This window comes from Pigmentiphaga litoralis, assembly GCF_013408655.1.
Taxonomy (GTDB): domain Bacteria; phylum Pseudomonadota; class Gammaproteobacteria; order Burkholderiales; family Burkholderiaceae_B; genus Pigmentiphaga; species Pigmentiphaga litoralis_A.
Map to the genome: position 1 here is coordinate 2306689 of NZ_JACCBP010000001.1, position 20608 is coordinate 2327296.

Genomic DNA, 20608 nt, shown 5'->3' on the forward strand with positions numbered 1-20608 from the left:
GTCTTGGCCTACTTCCCACACAAACATTTCAACGGCACGACGTACCTGCTGGACCATCTTGAGCCAACCTCGATCAGGATCGCCCTGGATGTGGCCAACACCCTAAAGGTCTCTCTTCAAGTGCAGTACAGCTGCCATTGCTTTACCGAGGCGTTCGATCCCGAACGGCATCGTGATCATCATCGGTATACGCATCGTGGCGAAACGCGAGCCTTCAACATCTTGCGCTATCAATGCTCGCTGCAACTGCCTTCACTGCTAAACGGTTTGCCACGCCGGACGGTTTATCGAGCCGAACAGGACAATTACACCTATGTGGCCCTTATCCCCGTCAACCAGGGCGTTGAAACGTACTCGGTGTTTTTCAAGCTAACCGCAAAGGCGCCAGCTCAATTGCATATGCGCGTTCAAAGCGCCTACCTGAAGCCTTTGAGTCGAAAGCCCAAGGAGTCCTGGCGGTTTGGATCATTGGCGGGGCAGATCAGCGGTGTATTCGACGCCCCGGGCAAAAGGCCGCGGCCAAAGAAAAAGGCGCCGTAGCGCCTGTTTCCGACCTGGGAACCCAGGTCTGCGAGCTTCTGTTGCCTCCGCTGTCTGCGGAACCCCTTAGGGCAGCACGTCCATGTTTCACTCGCTCCTGGAACGTCTTGTCCTGCGTGTTCATCTTACAAGTCGCCGTACAGGCGGTCAACAACCCGCCAGGCGACGCTGTCAGAATCAGCCGCCCTTGGCCTTCTTGAAGGCTGCGATGCCGCTGGTGATTTCGGCCTTGGCGGCTTCCGGGCCTTCCCAGCCCTTGACCTTGACCCACTTGCCCTTCTCCAGATCCTTGTAGTGCTCGAAGAAGTGCTGGATGCGCATCAGGTGTTCGGGTTGCAGGTCTTCCGGCTTTTGCCAGTGACGATAGATCGGCAGGACCTTGTCGATCGGCACGGCCAGGAGCTTGGCGTCGCCGCCGGCTTCGTCGTCCATCTGCAGCACGCCGATGACGCGGCAGCGCACGACGGCGCCGACGGTCACGGGATGCGGCGTGATGACCAGCACGTCGACCGGATCGCCATCGTCCGACAGGGTGTTGGGCACGTAGCCGTAATTGCAGGGATAGTGCATCGCCGTCATCATGAAACGGTCGACATACAAGGCGCCGGTGGCCTTGTCGATTTCGTACTTGATCGGATCCGCGTTCATCGGGATCTCGATAATCACATTGACTTCATCCGGTGCATTGTCGCCGGGACCGACGCGATCGAGGTTCATAACAGCCTGCGAGAGTGAGAGGTAAAAGAAGAAAACTGGAAAGAAAGAGGGAAAACGGAAATCGCAAATCGGAAATCAGGAACGGGCGATCAAAGCCCCGCGGCGCGATCGGGCGCAACGGGTTCCTCGCTTTCGAACTGGGGCGCCGCAACCGGATCGAACAGCATCGTGTCGGCCGCCGCCTTGAGCACCGGCAAGCCTACCACTGCCTCGGTCGCCAGGCGCCAGTGGCGCACGGCATCCGACCCGCGATTGGTGCGGTCGAACAGGCTGGCCAGCAGGGCATGGGTACGGGGATCGCTGCGCGCGGCCAGGCTGCGTTCCAGGTAACGCTGCGCCGGGCCCCACAGGCGGCCGCACAGGCACAGCGAACCCAGCGCCTGCAGCAGGTCGGGATCGTTCGGGCGGCTCTGGAGCCAGCGTTCGGCTGTTTCGAGACGAGGCCGGATTTCGTCGCCGCCGCATCGGGCGTAGGCCTGCAGCAAGGCGGGCGCAAAGTCGGTTTCGATGGCGTCTTCCAGCACCTTGCGGGTGCGGGCTTCTTCGCCATCGGCATCGAACACGGCGGCAGCCGCCAGGGCCACTTCAGGCAAGGTGCGTTCGTCGGCCTTCAGGTCTTTCCAGATGGCGCGGCGCGTGACGATATCGGACGAGGTCAGCAAGCCTGCCGCGGCGGTGGCGATCATGCGCGCGCTGGCCGCCGGATGCAGGGCGTTGCGCTTGGACAGCGTGCGCGCCAGCTTGAGCACGTCGGCCCAGTGGCCAAGGTCGCGATGCGCGCGCAGCTCGAGCCGCAGCGAATGCATGTGGCGCGGACCGTTTTCGTGCAGCTGGGACAGCAGCGCCAGGGCATCGGCCGGACGGTGCTGGTCAAGCAGCATGTCCGCTTCCACGATCATGGTGGCAGGCTTGAGTGCGGGGTCGGCCGCGGCGGCATCGCGTGCGCGCACCAGCAGCGCATCGCGGCGCACGTATTCCTGCATGGCGTGTGCGGCGCGTGCTGCCGACAGCAAGGCCAGCACCTTGCGTGACGCGACGTCGGTCTGGTCGGCCACGTTGCCCATGTCGGCTTCGGCCCGCGCGTAGCGGCCTTCCAGCAGACCGATCCAGCCGCGTTCCAGCAGTTGCTGCTGCTGCGCCAGCGCACGGCGTTCGCGCCATTCCCGCACCCGCGTCGGCAGGCCCAGTGTCCATGCCACGGTGCGCAGCGCAACGTGCAGGGCAATGAAGGTGATCAGCAGCAGCAAGGCGGCCAGGCTGGCCGACAGTTCCACACGATACGGCGGCAGCAGCAGCGCGACGTTGCCCGAGTGGTAGCGCACGCCTACCGCCAGGCCGACCGCGGCGACCAATAAAAGCAGAGTCCAGATCCAGGAGCGCATGACTTACCTCTGGCGTGCGGCGGGCACCGCGCTGCGAGGCAGGACCGACCGCACGGCGGCCAGGCTGTCATTGATGCCGGGAAGCTGGATCGTGATTTCGGTGTCCTTGACCTGCGTCAGCAAGGCCTGGGCGCTGCGGGTGGCAGGCGCTTCGACGTCGAAGTACACCGGGATCGCGGCCGAGATGGCGGCCAGGTCGGCGTCCCACGCATGTTCCTGGCGCGACAACAGGGCCTGACGGGCATTGAGCAGGCGCAGCTTCAGGTTTTCACGCAGCAGCGCGCCTTGTTCCGGCGACACCAGCAAGGCATCCGGCCGGTCCACGCGCTGGATACGAATCAGATCGCGCGTGTCGTTCAGGAAGCCATCGCGCAGCGACGGCCACCACGCCAGCCAATCATTCCACCAGCGGCCATCGTCCACCGGGGCAACGGCGGGCGTCGTGTCGACGGGCGCTTGCGTGTTCCCGCGGCGGCGGGCCGGTTCCACGCTGGCCAGGAGCGGGATCTTGTCGAACAGGGTGACCAGCTGGTCGATCTTGACGACCAGGCCCGACACGTCCACCGACGGCAAGGCACGCAGGCGTTCCAGGTCTTGCGCAATGGCGCGGCGCACCGGCGTGAACTGGGGACGGTCGGCGCGGGCCAGGCGGGCATCGGCCACCTGCAGGGCGGCGATCGAGTTCGGGACGTTGCCAGCCAGCTGCAACTGCTGCGAAGCGATCGACAGGGCCTGCTCGACTTCGATCAGGGTCCATTCATCTTCGCCGCGCGACAGTTCCTGATAGAGCTGTTCCAGCGCGGCCTGCTGGCTTTGCGATTCCAGAATCTTGGATTCAAGCACAGCCAGCTTGTCGGCATTGCCCTGGCTGGTGGACAGCGACTGGCGGGCACGCGCCTGGGCGTCGCGCGCGGTGGCGTCGATCTGCGAATAGCGGGTGGCCGATTCGCGGCCGATGGCTTCGACCAGACGCTGCTGGCGCCACAGCGCGGCGGCCAGCACCAGGATGACGATCAGCGCGAATACCAGGCCGGTAGTGACCCACGGAAATGGCTGGCCACGGCGCTTTGGCGCGCGGCCGGCAGGTCGGTCGGACGCCGGGCGCGATTCAGGCGCGGCGGCGGTCGGCGGGCGAATGTCATTCTCGGGTGCAGTCATGGCGTCGATTCTATCGCGGCAAAGATGTCATCATCGCGTGGCGATGATATTTGTAACAAGGGTTCTCCAGCGCCGAGGCCACGGGGGACTGAACCGTTGCTGGGCAGGGCGATCGCCACGTGAGCAGCAATGCGCGGATGCGTTGCAATCAGGCGACATCCGGCGTACCAATCGAGCAGGCCGGCGGCCTGCGCAGCGGCTTGCAGGGCATCGGCGCCTTCCTTGCTGGTGACCAATATGACCGCGGAGCGGCCTGCGGCGGCCCAGGCCTGAAGCGTCGCCATGGCGTCGTCGGACCACGGCGCGGGCTCCCGCCGATAGGCGCTGTGGATCGTGACGGCAACGCCCGCTTCGCGCAGCCGGGCCGCCAGCCAGTCCCTGCCCCGGCCTTCCGGTCCGCTCCCGCCGCGCACGATCAACGCTGTCGACGGCATCGGCGCAAGCGCAGCCAGTTCGGTCCACAGGGATTCGGAGTCGAACGTGGCCGCGTCGGAAGAAGGCTGGATGACAGAAGGCGCATCGCCAAACGCCGGATGGGCCCGCAGCGCCGCACTGCTGGACGGGCCGACCGTGGCCGCCGGGACGTTCACCGGCCAGGGCAGCCATGCCCCATAGGCATCCTGGCGCGTGTCCAGATAGAAGCGGACCGCGTTGCCGCTGACGAACACCACCAGGTCGAACGCGGCAGGGTCAGGTGCCGGGCCAGGCAACGGGGTCAGTTGCAAGGACGGAAGTTCCAGCACGTCACGGCCGGCGGCGCGCAAGCGGGCCGCCAACGCGGCGTTCTGGCCGGCCGGACGGGTCAGAACCACAGGCTGCGCCGCGGCGGCCTGCCGCCCGTCACTCGCCATGGGGGTCCGGGGCATGGGGGTCCGGCGCATCCGGCGCGTTCAGCACGGCCAGGATCTCGGCGGCGCCACCGGCCAGCAGTTCGTCCGCCACCGCCTGGCCCAAGGCTTCGGCGTCGTCCATGCGGCCCGCGCGCGCCACGCGGATCACCCTGGATCCATCGGGCAGGGCCACCAAGGCGCGCAAGGACAGACCGCCATCCAGATCCGCCTGGGCAAACGCCGCCAGCGGCACCTGGCAGGATCCGCCCAGCGCCCGCGACACGGCGCGTTCGGCAATGGCTTCGGCCGTGGCGGCCGTGTCGGACAGCGGTGCAAACAACGCCTGCAGATCACTGCGATCGGCACGGATTTCGATGCCCAGCGCGCCCTGCCCGGCCGACGGCAGGCTGTCTTCCGGTTCCAGCAGGCAGCGGATACGCGCGCCCAGGCCGAGCCGGCTCAGCCCCGCGGCCGCCAGCACGATTGCGTCGTAGTTGCCGCGATCCAGCTTGGCCAGCCGTGTGTCCAGGTTGCCGCGCAAGGGCTGCACATTCAGGTGCGGGAATCGCGCACGGATCTGTGATTCGCGGCGCAGGCTGGACGTGCCGACCACCGCGCCCGGGGGCATCGCGGCCAGGTTGGGGTAGGTGTTGGATACCAGCGCATCGCGGGGGTCTTCCCGCGACAGGATCGTGCTGAGGCGAAACCCGTCGGCCATGTCGACCGGCACGTCCTTGAGCGAATGCACTGCCAGGTCGGCGCGGCCGTCCATCAGCGCATTTTCAAGTTCCTTGACGAACAGGCCCTTGCCGCCCACCTTGGACAACGTGCGATCCAGAATCTGGTCGCCGCGCGTCGTCATGCCTAACAGCTCGACCGACATCTGCGGATACAGGGCCCGCAGTTTCGCCTGCACATGTTCCGCCTGCCAGAGGGCCAGGCGGCTTTCGCGCGTCGCGATGATCAAACGGTCGTGGGTCAATGTGGATTCTCTTGGAAGCGTGAAGGCGGGGGTCGATGATTATAAGAGACATCGTTGCCACGCCGCTTTCCCGATCGCCGTAGGCCAGGCGCGGTAAGCTTAGTCCGTGCATCCCCCAAGGAGTCCCTTGCCCATTTCGAGCCGCACCCGCTTTCCTGTCAACGCCTTCCAACCACAACCAGAAGCCAAGACCTGATGACGACTGCCAGCGCCGCCCCCGACCTTCCTTTCCGCAACGATATTCGCCTGCTCGGCCGCCTGCTCGGCGACGTGATTCGCGCCAGCGAAGGCGAACATGTCTTCGATACGATCGAGACCGTCCGCCGCAACGCCGTTAAATTCCGCCGCGATGGCGACGAAGGTGATGGGAAAGCGCTCGAAAAGCGGCTCAAGCAACTGTCGCCGGATGACACGAATTCCGTGGTGCGCGCCTTCAGCTACTTCCTGCACTTGGCCAATATTGCCGAAGACCGCGACCAGAACCGGCAGCGGCGCGCGCAGTGGCTGGAAAACGATACGCCCACGCGGGGCACGCTGCGCGATGCGGTGGCCGGACTCAAGTCGCGCGGCGTGACGCCCGCCAAGATCCGCCAGGCCTTGCACACGGCGGTCATGTCGCCGGTATTGACCGCGCACCCGACCGAAGTGCAGCGCAAAAGCACGCTGGATGTGCACCGCGAGATCGCGCGTCTGCTGCAGGATCGCGACGCGCCCCACACGCCTGACGAGGCCTACGAGAAGTCACTGGAGTTGCTCGGCCGGATCGACACGCTGTGGCAGACCCGCATGCTGCGCTATACCAAGCTGACGGTGGCCGACGAGATCGAGAACGCGCTGTCGTTCTACCGCAGCACCTTCCTGACGGTGATCCCGCAGATCTATGCGCACCTGTCGCGCCTGCTGGGCCGCGAGGCGACCGACCCGTTTGCTCCCCTGCCCCCGCCCATGACGCCCTTCCTGACCATGGGCAGCTGGATCGGCGGGGACCGCGACGGCAATCCGAATGTGGACGCCAACACGCTGCAACTGGCGTTGCTGCGCCAGACCGCCACGGCCGTCGAGTTCTATCTGGACGAGACCCACGCGCTGGGCGCCGAACTGTCGATGACGACGCTGCTGACACCCGCATCCGAAGCCCTGCTGGAACTGGCCGAGTCCAGCGGCGACACGTCGAGCCATCGTGCCGACGAGCCCTACCGGCGCGCCCTGGTCGGCATCTATGCCCGCATCGGCGCAACCGGCAAGAAGCTGACGGGCCGCGACCTGGCCCGCCGCGCCGCGCCGCCGGCCGAACCCTATGGCAGCCCCGATGAACTGGCGGCCGACCTGACCGTGATCGCCGATTCCCTGGTCGAGCACCATGCCGCCCCGATCGCCCGCCTGCGCCTCGCCGCGCTGCGCCAGGCCGTGTCGGTGTTCGGCTTCCACTTGGCCACGATTGACCTGCGGCAGAGTTCGGATGTGCATGAACGCACCCTGGCCGAGCTGTTTGCGCGGGCTGGCGTGCAAGGCGATTACGCCGCACTGACCGAAGATGAACGTGTCGCCCTGCTGCGCGACGAGCTGACGCAGGCCCGCCCGCTGGGGTCCCCGTGGATGGCCTACAGCGAAGAAACGCAGCGGGAACTGAACATTTTCCGCGCGGCGGCCAAGGCACGTGCCGACTACGGTCCCCAGGCCCTGCAGCATGCCATCGTGTCGCATACCGAGACCGTCAGCGATCTGCTGGAAGTGCTGGTGCTGCAGAAAGAAACCGGCCTGATCGCCCCCGGCGCCGACCCCACCGGCAAGCGGCCGCCCGATGTCGGTGAAGGCCTGATCGTGGTGCCGCTGTTCGAGACCATTCCCGACCTGGTCAATGGCCCCGGCATCATGTCGCGCTATCTGGACCTTCCGGAAGTGCGCGCCCGGGTCAAGCACGCGCAGTACGGCGTGCAGGAAGTCATGCTGGGCTATTCGGACAGCAACAAGGACGGCGGCTTCCTGACGTCCAACTGGTCGCTGTACGAAGCCGAACGTGCGCTGGTGGATGTGTTCAGCCAGCGCAAGGTGCGCCTGCGCCTGTTCCATGGCCGCGGCGGCACGGTGGGCCGGGGCGGTGGTTCCAGCTTCGACGCCATCCTGGCCCAGCCGCCCGGTACCGTGGCTGGCCAGATCCGCCTGACGGAACAGGGCGAGGTCATCCAGAGCAAGTACAAGGACGCCGACATCGGCCGCTGGCACCTGGAATTGCTGACGGCGGCCACGCTCGAGGCCAGCCTGGTGGACCCGGCCGAGGCCAAGCAGGCCGAAGACAAGCTGTTTGCGGAATTCGGCCCGACCATGCAGTTCCTGTCGGACACGGCCATGCGCACCTACCGCGCGCTGGTCTACGAGACCCCCGGGTTCGCGGACTATTTCTTTGCCGCCACACCGCTGTCGGAAATCTCGGAGCTGAACATCGGATCCCGCCCGGCGGCCCGCAAATCCACCGGCCGCATCGAAGACCTGCGCGCCATTCCCTGGGGCTTCTCGTGGGGCCAATGCCGCTTGCTGCTGCCGGGCTGGTACGGCGTGGGATCCGCCATCGAGGCCTACCTGCGGGGTGGCCCCGACTCGGGCGCGGAAGGCAAGCGCAGCGATCGCCTGCGCCACCTGCGCGACATGTCGCAGCGCTGGCCCTTCTTCAAGACGCTGCTGTCGAACATGGAAATGGTGCTGGCCAAGACCGACCTGGCCATTGCGTCACGGTATGCGCTGCTGGTCGAGGACCGGGCCCTGCGCAACCGTATCTTTGGCGCGATGCGCGACGAGCTGGAACGCACGATCGCGGCGCTCAAGCTGATCACCGGGCAGCGGCAATTGCTGGCCGACAATCCGTCGCTGGCGCGATCGCTGCGCGACCGGATCGCGTACATCGACCCGCTGAATCACCTGCAGATCGAACTGATCCGCCGCTATCGAAGCGCCCAGCGCGACGCCGCCGGCAAGGCCAGCAAGAAGTCGGCAGGAGGCAAATCGGGCAAGGCTGGCAAAGCCAAGGACGTGGCTGCGCCCGATGAACGGACCCAGCGCGGCATTCATCTGACCATCAACGGGATTGCGGCCGGGCTGCGCAATACAGGGTGACACCAGGGTCCACGCCACGTCGTCGACAAAGAAAAAGGAGCCTTCGGGCTCCTTTTTTCATGGCCGCCGCCCGGTCAGGCCGGCACGCCGGGTGTCACCGCAGGTAGTGCGCGGCCACGGCGACGACCGCGCCGACCACGCCGATCAGCAGCAGCATCTGCATCAGAGACATACCCGTTTGAAGCTTTTTCATGACGAACCCTTGATCCGGCAGACCAGCCTGCCGCAGCCGAATGATAGCCGACGCACCAACGACAACGCCCCGCAGGGCGGGGCGTGTCGTCGATCCGGCACCCTCTCCTGGCAGGAGAGGGTGACTGCTTCGCTTGCTTAGACCGCGTGCGGCGTGGTCGTCGTCTTCTTGCGCTTGGCAATCGCCAGGCCCACGACAACAACGATCAACGCGCCCAGGATTTCGGCGGCGTAGGTCAGTTCCGTACGGTAGTTGGCCAAGGCCGTCGGCGCGATCAGGTAACGCTCGGTCGCGACGTCGGTGACCAGCATGCCGCCGGCAATCCAGCCCAGCAGTGCGCCGCCCAGGATGATGACGACCGGGAAACGGTCGATCAGCTTCAGGACGATCGTGCTGCCCCAGACGATGATCGGCACGCTGACCAGCAGACCGAAGATCACCAGACCCAGCTGATGGGCTTCGTCGGCACGCTGCGCGGCGGCAGCAATGGCGATGACGTTGTCCAGGCTCATCACGAAGTCGGCGATGATGATCGTCTTGATGGCCGACATCAGGGTCGAGCCGCCTTCAACGTTGTGCGCATCATCTTCAGGAATCAACAGCTTGATGCCGATCCAGAACAGCAGCAGACCGCCCACGACCTTCAGGAACGGAATACCCAGCATCGTCACCGCGAACGCGATCAGGATCACGCGCAGGATGATGGCGCCGGCGGTACCCCAGAGAATGCCCTGCATGCGGGTCTTCTGGGGGAGGTTGCGACAAGCCAACGCGATCACGACCGCGTTGTCCCCACCGAGCAGAATGTCGATAAGGATAATTTGAAAGACGGAGCTCCAATTGAGCGTCTGGAAGAACTCAAGCACGTGCGATCCCCTAGCAGGTGGTAAGTGGGGTTGGACCCCATTTATGGTGTGGACGGACGACCCGATGCCTCTTCGTCCCGCCCCTGTTGTTTGCGCCCGCACGCTCACGACAAGGCTGATGGGAAAAAGAAATGCCGGCCCGATATTCTGCATCAGGCCGGCAAGGTGTCACATCAGGCTTTTACATAAAGAGAAAAACCCGAGAATTACGCCGTGACGGCGCCCTTCTCGTGGCGCGATTTCATGTACTTGCCGATGGCAAGGACAATCACCGCACCGATAATGCCGCACGCGATTTCCGCACCATGATGGCTCACGCCGATGGTGGCTTCGATCGAATCGGTATACGTGTGGTACAGGGCCGGGTCGTTGACGAACAGTTCGCCAGCGATGAAACCCAGCAGTGCCGCGCCTGCCCAGACGATGAGCGGGAAACGCTCGATCACCTTGAGCAGCAGCGTGCTGCCGAAAATCACCAACGGAATGCTGATGGCCAGACCCGCGATCAGCAATGTCGTATTGCCCATCGCTGCGGCAGCCACCGCAATCACGTTGTCCAGGCTCATGACCAGGTCAGCGATAAGAATGGTTCGAATGGCAGCGAGCATCGTGCCCTTGACCGCGTGACCGCTGTCGTCCTCGTTTTCAGGCACCAGCAAAGTGATACCCACGTACAACAGCAGGATGGAGCCGATAAGCTTCAACCAAGGCAACTGCAACAACTGCGCAGCCACCAGCGTCAACACGATCCGCATGACGATCGCTGCCGCCGAGCCAATGACAATGGCTTTCTTCTGTTGATGCTCAGGCAGCGAACGCGCCGCCAAAGCGATAACCACCGCGTTGTCCCCCGACAACAGGATGTTTACCCAAACGATCTGGAGCAATGCCAGAAAAAACGCTGTCGATCCGAATTCCACTTCTTATCTCCTCTTCGATGGTGCGCGGTTTGCGCGCACCATCGCCCGCTTATTACATGACGGACTTGAGAAGCTTGGCCATTTCAGACGGGTTCTTGGTCGTCTTGATGCCGCACGCTTCCATGATTTCCAGTTTTGCCTGGGCCGTGTCGGCACCGCCCGAGATCAGCGCACCGGCGTGACCCATGCGCTTGCCGGCAGGCGCCGTGACACCCGCGATGAAGCCAACCACCGGCTTCTTCATGTTGTCCTTCGCCCATTCCGCGGCGTTGACTTCATCCGGACCACCGATTTCGCCGATCATGATGACGGCGTCGGTATCTGGATCGTCATTGAACATCTTGAGGATGTCGATGTGCTTCAGGCCGTTGATCGGGTCGCCACCGATACCGACGGCGCTGGATTGACCCAGACCCAGTTCGGTAACCTGCGCAACCGCTTCGTACGTCAGGGTGCCGGAGCGGCTGACGATGCCGATGCGGCCCTTGCGGTGGATGTGACCCGGCATGATGCCGATCTTGATTTCGTCCGGCGTGATCAGGCCCGGGCAGTTGGGTCCGAGCAGCAGCGTGCGCTTGTTTTCGGCGCGCATGCGATTGCGCACTTCCAGCATGTCACGCACCGGGATGCCTTCGGTGATGCAGATGACCAGATCCAGATCGGCCTCGACGGCTTCCCAGATCGCGGCGGCTGCGCCTGCCGGCGGCACGTAGATCACCGACACGTTGGCGCCAGTGGCGGCCTTCGCTTCGGTGGCGTTGGCGAAAATCGGAATGCCTTCGAAGTCTTCGCCGGCTTTCTTGGGGTTCACGCCCGCCACGAACGCGTTGCGTCCGTTGGCGTATTCGCGGCACATACGCGTGTGGAATTGACCGGTCTTGCCGGTAATCCCTTGCGTGATGACCTTGGTATCTTTGTTGATCAGAATCGACATGAAAAGTCCTTGTGTCCTAAGAGCGCGGCGGTTACTTGGCGGCGGCTACGACAGCGGTGGCCGCTTCGGCCATCGTGTCGGCGCTGATGATGGGCAGACCGGAATCGGCCAGCATCTTCTTGCCGAGTTCCTCGTTGGTGCCCTTCATGCGAACCACCAGCGGCACGCTCAGGCTCACGGCCTTGCACGCGGCGATCACGCCTTCGGCAATGACGTCGCAGCGCATGATGCCGCCGAAGATGTTGACCAGAATGGCCTTCAGTTCCGGGTTCTTGAGCATGATCTTGAACGCTTCGGTCACTTTCTCGGCCGTGGCGCCACCGCCCACGTCCAGGAAGTTGGCCGGCTCGCCGCCGAACAGCTTGATGGTGTCCATCGTGGCCATGGCCAGACCGGCGCCGTTCACCAGGCAGCCGATGTTGCCATCGAGCTGGATGTAGGCGAGGTCGAACTTGCTGGCTTCGACTTCAGCTGGGTCTTCTTCGTCCAGGTCGCGGTAGGCCACGATTTCCGGATGACGGAACAGCGAGTTCGAATCGAAGTTGAACTTGGCGTCCAGGGCGATCACGTCGCCACTGCCGGTCACGATCAGCGGGTTGATTTCGGCCAGGTCGGCGTCGGTTTCCACGTAGGTGGTGTACAGACCCTTGAACTGGACGACAGCCTTGTCGATCGAGCCTTCCGGCACGCCGATGTCGCGAGCCAGCTTGGCTGCGTCGGCATCGGTCAGGCCGGTTGCGGGGTCGACGAAGACTTTCAGGATCTTCTCGGGAGTGGCGTGGGCCACTTCTTCGATGTCCATGCCGCCTTCGCTGGAGGCCATGACGCAGACGCGCTGCGAAGCGCGGTCGGTCACGACGCTGACATACAGTTCCTGCTTGATGTCGGCGCCTTCTTCGATCATCAGGCGCTTGACCTTCTGACCTGCAGGACCGGTCTGGTGCGTGACCAGTTGCATGCCCATGATCTCGCCGGAGATCTTGCGCACTTCGTCAAGGGAGCGCGCGAGCTTGACGCCACCGCCCTTGCCACGCCCACCGGCGTGAATCTGGGCCTTCACGACCCACACGGGGCCACCCAGTTTTTCGGCCGCGGTGACGGCTTCGTCGACCGTGAACACGGGGATGCCGCGCGGAACGGTGACGCCAAATTTCTTCAGAAGCTCTTTGCCCTGATACTCGTGGATTTTCATGCGGAGCCTTCGCTGTCAGGGAGACGTTGAATGATCGGTTGAAAGGATGACGGACAGAGCGTCGTGCCGACTGCGCACGCGCGGATGCCCGATGCAGGTACTAGGTAAAGCATGGAATGACTCGCCGGTCAGGCGTGGCCGGAACGACATACCGGCCACGGCGCTCACACTTCGGGCGCATACGCAAACGCTCCTGCGCGCAAATGGAGCAGGAGCGTTCGGACGTTCGAGACTGCAGATTCAGCAAATAAAGGCATGCGTTACAACTACCCGGTTGGTTGCCGACCGTACGCGCTGACCACAGGGAGAACCCTGGTTGCGGTGCCGGAGCAACAAAACCCGTGAAGTATAGCGCACGCCCGGGACGGGCAGTATGTCAGGCCGCGGACCGCAAAAACCGCGCTGCATCGACCATTTTCGCCAGTGCAGCCTCGGTTTCCGGCCATCCGCGCGTCTTCAAACCGCAGTCAGGGTTTACCCATAGACGCTCGCGCGGAAGGCGCTTTGCCGCCTTTTCCATCAGCTGAACCATCCAGTCCACCTCCGGCACATTGGGCGAGTGTATGTCGTACACCCCCGGGCCGATATCGTTCGGATAGCTGAAATCCTCGAACGCCTTGAGCAGCTCCATGTTGGAGCGCGACGTTTCGATCGTGATCACGTCGGCATCCATGGCCGCGATCGCCTCGATGATGTCGTTGAATTCCGAATAGCACATATGGGTATGGATCTGCGTGGTGTCGCCGACACCCGCCGTGCTCAGGCGGAAGCAATCGACCGCCCAGTGCAGATAGTGCGCCCACTGCGACCGGCGCAGCGGCAGCCCTTCGCGGAAGGCCGGTTCGTCGATCTGGATCACGCGGATGCCGGCCTGTTCCAGGTCCAGGACTTCGTCGCGCAGGGCCAGGGCAAGCTGCTCGCACGTCTGCTGGCGCGGCTGATCGTCCCGCACGAACGACCACTGCAGGATGGTCACCGGGCCGGTCAACATGCCCTTTACCGGTTTATCCGTCAGGGACTGCGCGTAGGTGGTCCAACCCACGGTCATCGCCGCCGGGCGGGACACGTCACCGAAGATTACCGGCGGCTTGACGCAGCGCGACCCGTAGCTCTGCACCCAGCCATTCTGCGTAAAGGCGAAGCCTGCCAGCAGTTCCCCAAAGTACTCGACCATGTCGTTGCGTTCGGCTTCGCCATGCACCAGCACGTCCAGGCCGATACGTTCCTGGAAGGCAATGCTGCCGGCAATTTCCTTGCGGATGGCCGCTTCGTACACCGCGTCGCCAATCGCGCCTTCTTTCCAGTCCCGGCGCAGGCCGCGGATGTCCTTGGTCTGCGGGAACGAACCGATGGTGGTGGTCGGGAATGCGGGCAGCTTGAGCCAGGCCTGCTGGGACGCGATGCGATCCTTGAACGGCGCGCGGGCGCGGTCGATGGCCAGCGCGTCGGTCAATCGGGCTTGCAGCGCGCGGTTGTGGATGCGCGGGGACGTACGGCGCGTCTGGCAGGCGGCGCGTTGAGCCGCCCAGGCGGCATGCGTGGCCGCTAGGGATGGCTGTTGGGATGGCTGTTGGGATGGCGTGCCTGCGTGGCCGGGTGCGTGGTTCAGCGCCTGGCCCAGCAGCGCAAGTTCCTCCAGTTTCTGGTGGGCGAAGCTCAGCCAGCTGCGCAGTTCGTCGTCCAGCTGCTGTTCGGCGGCCAAATCCACGGGCACATGCAGCAGCGAGCACGAGGGCGCCAGCCACAGACGGCTGCCCAGGGCCTCGGCCACCGGGGCCAGGCGGTCGCGTGCCGCATCCAGATCCGTGCGCCAGATGTTGCGGCCATCGATGATGCCGGCAGACAGCACCTGGTCGGCGCGCAAGGCGGCCACCACCGGAGCCAGCTGTTCGGGGGCACGCACCAGGTCGATATGCAGGCCCGCCACCGGCAAGGACAGCGCGGTATCCAGGTTGTCGCCCAGGGCGCCAAAGTAGGTCGCCAGCAGCAGCTTGACCGGTGCGGCCTTCAGGGTCGCGTAGACCGACGCGAACGCATCGCGCCAGGCTTGCGGCAGATCCAGGACCAGGATCGGATCGTCGATCTGAACCCACTCCACGCCCTGCTCCGCCAGCCGCTTCAGCACGGCTTCGTATACCGGCAGCAGGTTGGGCAACAGGTCCAGCTTGGCAATGTCATCGGCGCCGTCGTAGGCGTCGCCCTTCGCCAGCCACAACCAGGTCAACGGACCGGGGATCACCGGCTTCGCATTCACGCCCAGTTCACGCGCTTCGGCCACCTGGTCGAACAGGCTGTTGCGGGCAATGCGGAAGGTCTGGCCGGGCCAGATTTCTGGCACCAGATAGTGGTAGTTGGTATCGAACCACTTGGTCATTTCGCAGGCGGCGGCGGGCGCGCCGGTTGGCGCGCGGCCCCGCGCCATGCGAAACAAGGTGTCCAGTTCCCCGGGTTGGTCGGCCGGCTGCTCGAACCGTGCCGGCACGGCGCCCAGGGTGCACGTCCACTCCAGCACGTGGTCATACCAGGCAAAGTCGCCCACCGGCACCAGCGTCACGCCGGCCTCGGCTTGCACCGCCCAGTGGCGGGCGCGCAATTCGCGGCCGGTGGCGTCGAGTTCTTCGCGGTTGGCCGTACCCGCCCAATAGCGTTCAAGGGCGTGCTTGAGTTCGCGGCGGACGCCGATACGAGGAAAACCAAGAGTGTGAAGCTGGGGCATGACGGATCCTGAAGACGGGTGGGCGGCAGCGCGTGGGCAGCAGTGACTGCGGCACAAGCACCATGCACGGCATTCTCCCGGCAACCGGTGTTGAGTCAAAATCAACTTTCGCATACGCAGCATGAGAAATATTCAAGTCGCGGCGAATTTCGGGTAGCATGCCGCCATGATAGATATCCGCCACCTTGAAACGCTGACCGCCATCCGTGAAGGCGGAAGCATGGTCGAAGCGTCCGAACGCCTGCACGTCACGCAGTCCGCGCTGTCCCACCAGCTTCGCGAACTGGAAGACCGGCTGGGCACCCAGCTGCTCAACCGGCGCACCCGCCCGCTGCGATTCACCACGGCCGGGCTGCGCATGCTCGCGCTCGCCGACGACGTGCTGCCCCGCATGCGCACGGCCGAACGTGAACTGAAACGCCTCGCCGCCGGGCGCACCGGCCGCCTGCACATGGCCATCGAATGCCATTCCTGCTTTCAGTGGCTGATGCCCACGCTGGACGTCTTTCGCGAACAATGGCCCGACGTCGTGCTGGACCTGTCCGCCGCGTTCTCCTTCGCCCCCCTGCCCGCCCTGACGCGCGGCGACCTGGACCTGGTCATCACGTCCGACCCCATCCGGTCCGAATCGATCAGCTATGTCCCGCTGTTCCGCTATGAACTGGTCCTGGCCGTCTCCCGCAAAAGTCCGCTGGCCGACGCCAAATTCGTCACGCCTGCCCAAGTCGCCGAGCAGACCCTGATTACCTACCCTGTCGACCGCGACCGCCTCGACATCTACACCGCGTTCCTGGACCCCGCCGACGTCGAACCCGCCGAAACCCGCACCGCCGAACTCACACCCATGATCGTGCAGCTTGTGGCGAGCGGCCGCGGCGTCACCGCCATCCCGAACTGGGCGCTGACGGAGTATCTGGATTTGGGGATGGTGCACAGCTGCCGGCTGGGTGAAACCGGCGTGTGGCGCACGCTGTACGCGGGCGTGCGGATCGAAGACGAACAAGCGCCCTACATTCAGGATTTTCTGGCGGTGGCGAAGGAACTGAGCTTCAAGAACCTGCTGGGGATCAAGGCGCCGAAGAGCTGAGGGTGATGCGGGCCGATCCCGGGGGTCACGTTACCGGGGTGGCCTTGTCATTCGACACGTCACTCGTCGTCTGACGAATCGCCTGCACCGGCCAACACGCGTTTGATCACGTCGTACGAAAAGCCGCGCGACATCAGGAAGCGGGTCTGTTTTGCGCGGACGTTGGCGTCTGCGGGCGGGGTGCCGTAGCGGCGTTCCCAGACGTCGCGGGCGCGGTCGAGTTCGGTGGCCTGCAGCGACTCCTTGACCTCGGCGATCTGGTCGGGATCGACGCCGTGCTGGCGCAGTTCCTGTACCACGCGCGACATGCCGCGACCGGGGGCGCGCCGATGGACCAGGCTTTGAGTGAAACGCTCGGCCGACAGCCACCCTTCTTTCTTCAGGCTGGCGATGACCGGATCGATCTCGGCCGGGTCTTCGGCATGGCGGGCCAGCTTGCGGCGCATTTCCTGTTCGCTGTGTTCGCGGCGCGATAGCAGGTCGACTGCGCGCGCTTTCAGGGAAGGGCCTTTTCTTTTGACGGGCTGGACGGTCTGGGGGCTGCCCGGCGGCGGCACGTTGGAGCTGGGGGCAACGAATGGCTCGTCATCGTCGTCTTCCAGGTCGAAGGCGTCGTTGTCGAAGGTGTCGGACAGGTCGGCAACGAAGCCGATCTTGCCGGTCAGGGGCGAGGCGGGAGGGGCAGACGCAGGCGCGACGCTGCGTGCCACATGGCTAGGCGCAAGCAACGACGATGCGCGGACAACCGGCACGTTGCTGAAGGCGTCGGCATCGGCCTGGGCGTCAGAAGCGTCTTGCGAGGTTTGTGCCGGCGCAGCCGGCGCGGCCGGCGCGGCCGGCGCGGCGGCAGGCTTGGCGGCCGACGCATATCGGCTGGACGAACGGGTGTAGCCGTCTTCGTCAACCACCGGCGCGGGCGCAACACCGCCACGACGCGACTTGGCCGGCTTGCCGAACGACTTGCCTGCCGCGCGCGTCTCGGACGAGCGGGTGAATTCGGAGGAAGAAGAGGAGGAAGAGGAAGACGAAGACAGCGACGATCCGCTGCCGGATCGAAAGCTGGACTTGGCGCCCGATCCGAAACTGCTGCCCCGCGACTTGCGCGCGGCGCGATCGTCGGACGATCGGGAAAAGGTGTCTTGCTGGGCTTCGGCCCGTCTGGCCCGCTCTGTAGACGTGCGGGAATATTCGCCGTCCACTTCATCTTCAGAAGCGGAAGCAACGGGGACCACTGGGCTTGCCGGCGCAACAGATACGGCTGCCGGCCTTGCACCCGCTTGCGGGGTGCCCGACGGCAAGTCCGCAGCGGTATCAGCATCGGCAGCCGCAGCAGCACCATCGGCTACTGAAATAGCACCCGCATCAACCGCCGCATCAGCCGCCTGTCGCCGGGGCGGCACGCGTTTGACGGGGCGGCTCTCTTCAGCCGAGTCCCCGTCGCCATCGGCCCGGCCGCCCTTCGATCGCCCGCCGGGGCGGCCGAAGCTGGAGCGGCCGTTGCCGAAACGATTACTCGTCGTCACCGCCTGCTGCAGCAGTAGCGGGAGCGGCTACACCTTCGGCAAGTGCGGCAACGCCGAGGCCTTCACGCACACGGTTCTCGATTTCGCGTGCCAGTGCGGGACGCTCTTTCAGGAACTCGCGGGCATTGTCCTTGCCCTGGCCGATACGTTCGCCGTTATAGCTGAACCACGAGCCCGACTTTTCGACGATGTTGGCCGATACGCCCAGGTCGATGATTTCACCTTCGCGCGAGATGCCGGCACCGTACATGATGTCGAATTCTGCGCTCTTGAACGGAGGCGCGATCTTGTTCTTGACGACCTTGACGCGGGTTTCGTTGCCGACCACTTCGTCGCCCTTCTTGATCGAGCCGGTACGACGAATGTCGAGACGGACCGACGCGTAGAACTTGAGCGCGTTACCGCCAGTGGTGGTTTCGGGGTTGCCGAACATGACACCGATCTTCATCCGGATCTGGTTGATGAAGATGACCATGCAGTTGGTCCGCTTGATCGAGGCGGTCAGCTTGCGCAGCGCCTGGCTCATCAGACGGGCTTGCAGGCCCGGCAGCGAGTCGCCCATTTCGCCTTCGATTTCAGCCTTCGGCACCAGCGCCGCGACCGAGTCGATGACGATCAGGTCGACCGATCCCGAGCGCACCAGGGCGTCGGTGATTTCCAGCGCCTGTTCACCCGTGTCAGGTTGCGAGATCAGCAGGTCGGTCAGGTTCACGCCCAGCTTGGACGCGTATTGCACGTCGAGCGCGTGTTCCGCGTCGATGAATGCGCACGTGCCGCCCAGCTTTTGCATTTCGGCCACGACCTGCAGCGTGAGCGTGGTCTTGCCCGACGATTCCGGACCGTAGATCTCGATCACCCGCCCCCGTGGCAACCCACCGACGCCAAGTGCGATATCCAATCCGAGCGAACCGGTGGAGACGATCTGGATGTCGTGCTCGACCTGGTTGTCGCCGTAGCGCATGACCGAGCCTTTGCCGAACTGCTTGTCGATCTGCGACAAGGCAGCGGCCAGCGCCTTGCTGCGCTCGGCCTGGGCATTGGCGGCAGCGGCTGCTGCGGCTTTGGAAACTTTGGTGTCGTCCATTTTTGAGTCCCTTGTGGAATGGGCGGATTATTGCATCGCCTGATACTGTATAAAAAAACAGTATGTGACCGCAAGGTCCTTCGGACAAAAAGGTCCAAAAGCATGGATTTCGCGCAACATCTGGTGCACGCGCGACCCTCTCCCCTGCTGCGCCGGCCGGCTGCCGCGTCATGGCGCGTTTGCCGGTCGTCGTCCTCACACTGCCTGTGGCGGCATCGGCCTGAAGCCATTGTGCCGCCGTCAAAGGAATGTGCGGCCACCGCCCGCTCACGCAAGGGGCAAACGGCAAAATAACTGTGTTTATTTACAGTATTTTTTGCAAGGGGACTCAGTAGCCCGCATCGCCGTACGGATTCGGGGCGGACCGCCGGTAGACCATCAGCACGCGCTGGTAGGAATTGACGAATTCCCCGCGCTGGTTGTGCACTTCGGTCAGCACCGTCACCACGCCTTCGTCGGGACGGGATTTGGACAGACGGGTATCGAGCACGGTGGAACGGGCTTCGATCGTATCGCCCGCCATCAGGTCAACACCGAACTTGACGTCACTCCACCCCAGGTTGACGGTCACCCGCCCGAACGTCCGGGTCGAAAGCGCCACGGCAATGCCGATACCCCAGGTCTGGATCACGACAGGCCCGGCCAGCCCTGCCGACCTGGCATATTCGGCATCATGGGTCTGCGGATTCCAGTCCAGCGATCGCAACGCGTGCAGCACGGCCTCTTCGGCCAGGATGGTGCGGCGGGGCGAATGGATGAAGGTCTCGCCGACGCGCAGGTCCTCGAAAAAGATGCCGACCTGCTCCAACCAGGCCCCATCCGGCCGTTGCAGGTGCGACGCGAACCGGCTTTCCAGCGCGGGACGGTCGGGGCACTGTTCGCGATCCGGACCGGCGGCCGACCGCCACAGCTCGATCGTGTAGTCCAGCGTCGCGACTTTTTCGCCATGCTGGTTGAATCCTTCGGTGCGCAGCACCACCCTGCCCAGGTCGCCGTCGATGTCCTCGACGCCCACCACTTCGCTTTCGACATACAAGGTATCGCCCGCGAACATGGCCTTGGTCAGCGCAATGCTGGACATGGCCACAATCCGGCGCCGCCTGCCGAATGTCTTGGTCGTCATGCCGATCAGCCGCTGAAGGGTCAGCGTGCTGACCATGATGTTCTTGCGCCAGCTGGTGTGCTCGGCAAAACACTGGTCGAAATGCACCATGGCCGAGTTGACCGAATCCAGAGCCTCATTCACGTTGTCCTGCTGCGAAAACGTGATGCCGGGGCGGTGAATGAACTTTTGGCCCACGCTCAGGTGGTCGTAGCCCAGGCCGAAACGTTCAAAGTACGTGTGATCGTCGACGCGATAGTAGGAGGTGTGCATG

General features: G+C 64.4%; 16 protein-coding genes. 3 read left to right on the forward strand and 13 right to left on the reverse strand.

Annotated elements, in window-relative coordinates; translation table 11 throughout:
- The first annotated feature begins 3 nt into the window (after positions 1–3).
- On the forward strand, positions 4–540 hold the full coding sequence (locus HD883_RS10300) for a hypothetical protein (protein WP_179585834.1): 537 nt from the start codon (positions 4–6) through the stop codon (positions 538–540).
- Between the two features lie 177 nt (positions 541–717).
- Here the strand turns inward: HD883_RS10300 and ppa are convergent, their stop codons facing one another.
- The 5 genes from ppa to hemC form a co-directional block, all read right to left on the reverse strand.
- Positions 718–1257: an inorganic diphosphatase gene (gene ppa / locus HD883_RS10305; RefSeq protein WP_179585832.1), complete on the reverse strand. Its 540-nt coding sequence runs from the start codon at positions 1255–1257 to the stop codon at positions 718–720.
- An 89-nt stretch (positions 1258–1346) separates the two neighbouring features.
- The gene (locus tag HD883_RS10310) at positions 1347–2639 is read right to left on the reverse strand and encodes a heme biosynthesis HemY N-terminal domain-containing protein (RefSeq protein WP_179585831.1); all 1293 of its coding nucleotides are present in this window, start codon (positions 2637–2639) and stop codon (positions 1347–1349) included.
- Positions 2640–2642: 3 nt separating this feature from the next.
- Positions 2643–3797: a uroporphyrinogen-III C-methyltransferase gene (locus tag HD883_RS10315; protein ID WP_179585829.1), complete on the reverse strand. Its 1155-nt coding sequence runs from the start codon at positions 3795–3797 to the stop codon at positions 2643–2645.
- A complete protein-coding gene (locus tag HD883_RS10320; protein WP_257022126.1) occupies positions 3794–4663 on the reverse strand; it encodes a uroporphyrinogen-III synthase in 870 nt (289 codons plus the stop codon). The genes HD883_RS10315 and HD883_RS10320 overlap by 4 nt, the downstream gene beginning before the upstream one ends.
- Complete coding sequence (hemC, locus tag HD883_RS10325; protein ID WP_257022127.1) at positions 4638–5609, reverse strand: hydroxymethylbilane synthase; 972 nt, start codon at positions 5607–5609, stop codon at positions 4638–4640. The genes HD883_RS10320 and hemC overlap by 26 nt, the downstream gene beginning before the upstream one ends.
- Positions 5610–5804: 195 nt before the next feature.
- On the opposite strand from hemC, the gene ppc reads away from it, so the two are divergent.
- Complete coding sequence (gene ppc, locus HD883_RS10330; RefSeq protein WP_179585827.1) at positions 5805–8717, forward strand: phosphoenolpyruvate carboxylase; 2913 nt, start codon at positions 5805–5807, stop codon at positions 8715–8717.
- A gap of 330 nt (positions 8718–9047) precedes the next feature.
- On the opposite strand, the gene HD883_RS10335 is transcribed toward ppc, so the two are convergent.
- The 5 genes from HD883_RS10335 to metE form a co-directional block, all read right to left on the reverse strand.
- Positions 9048–9776, reverse strand: a complete 729-nt coding sequence (locus HD883_RS10335; protein ID WP_179585826.1) for a TerC family protein — start codon at positions 9774–9776, stop codon at positions 9048–9050.
- 206 nt (positions 9777–9982) lie between these two features.
- Positions 9983–10696, reverse strand: a complete 714-nt coding sequence (locus HD883_RS10340) for a TerC family protein (RefSeq protein WP_179585824.1) — start codon at positions 10694–10696, stop codon at positions 9983–9985.
- Between the two features lie 52 nt (positions 10697–10748).
- Complete coding sequence (gene sucD / locus HD883_RS10345; protein ID WP_179585822.1) at positions 10749–11630, reverse strand: succinate--CoA ligase subunit alpha; 882 nt, start codon at positions 11628–11630, stop codon at positions 10749–10751.
- A 31-nt stretch (positions 11631–11661) separates the two neighbouring features.
- On the reverse strand, positions 11662–12822 hold the full coding sequence (sucC, locus tag HD883_RS10350; protein WP_179585820.1) for an ADP-forming succinate--CoA ligase subunit beta: 1161 nt from the start codon (positions 12820–12822) through the stop codon (positions 11662–11664).
- 376 nt (positions 12823–13198) lie between these two features.
- On the reverse strand, positions 13199–15538 hold the full coding sequence (gene metE, locus HD883_RS10355; protein ID WP_179585818.1) for a 5-methyltetrahydropteroyltriglutamate--homocysteine S-methyltransferase: 2340 nt from the start codon (positions 15536–15538) through the stop codon (positions 13199–13201).
- Between the two features lie 166 nt (positions 15539–15704).
- Here metE and HD883_RS10360 point away from each other — a divergent pair, with 166 nt between their 5' ends.
- A complete protein-coding gene (locus tag HD883_RS10360; RefSeq protein ID WP_179585816.1) occupies positions 15705–16625 on the forward strand; it encodes a LysR family transcriptional regulator in 921 nt (306 codons plus the stop codon).
- Between the two features lie 59 nt (positions 16626–16684).
- Here HD883_RS10360 and recX read toward each other — a convergent pair whose 3' ends face one another.
- The 3 genes from recX to HD883_RS10375 all read right to left on the reverse strand — a co-directional run bounded on the left by recX (position 16685) and on the right by HD883_RS10375 (position 20607).
- Complete coding sequence (gene recX, locus HD883_RS27940) at positions 16685–17857, reverse strand: recombination regulator RecX (RefSeq protein ID WP_373563342.1); 1173 nt, start codon at positions 17855–17857, stop codon at positions 16685–16687.
- A 277-nt stretch (positions 17858–18134) separates the two neighbouring features.
- Complete coding sequence (gene recA / locus HD883_RS10370; RefSeq protein ID WP_179585814.1) at positions 18135–19232, reverse strand: recombinase RecA; 1098 nt, start codon at positions 19230–19232, stop codon at positions 18135–18137.
- A 328-nt stretch (positions 19233–19560) separates the two neighbouring features.
- Positions 19561–20607, reverse strand: coding sequence for a MaoC/PaaZ C-terminal domain-containing protein (locus HD883_RS10375; RefSeq protein ID WP_179585812.1), 1047 nt, complete (start codon positions 20605–20607; stop codon positions 19561–19563).
- Position 20608: the final 1 nt, after the last annotated feature.